General features: G+C 48.1%; 1 protein-coding gene. It reads right to left on the bottom strand.

Features of this window, described 5'->3' with window-relative positions; translation table 11 throughout:
- The coding region (locus AAEY83_RS16195; RefSeq protein ID WP_351060649.1) for a hypothetical protein at nucleotides 1–262 on the bottom strand (262 nt) is incomplete at both ends.

The raw sequence follows: 262 nt of genomic DNA, 5'->3' as shown, positions 1-262 counted from the left end.
AGTGCGGGCCGTAATTGGCTACCGGGCCACCATGAATTTCAAGAATTAATGGGTACTTTTTATTACTGTCAAAACCAGGCGGGTAGGCTACCCAAGCTTGAATTGGCAGTTGATCGTGGTTCGATTTAAGCCATAGCTCTTCTACCTTGGCTAGTTGTTTATGCCCCAGCGAGTTGTCATTTAAACTTGTTAAGCGCTGTGCTTTACCACGTTTAATTGCCGCTACATCGGCAGGGCGCTGCGTGTCGGCTAGGGTAAACAC

Origin of the sequence: Psychrobacter sp. TB20-MNA-CIBAN-0197 (assembly GCF_040309765.1) — a bacterium.
GTDB classification, from domain to species: Bacteria; Pseudomonadota; Gammaproteobacteria; order Pseudomonadales; family Moraxellaceae; genus Psychrobacter; species Psychrobacter submarinus.
This window is presented reverse-complemented; position numbering and strand designations above follow the sequence as displayed.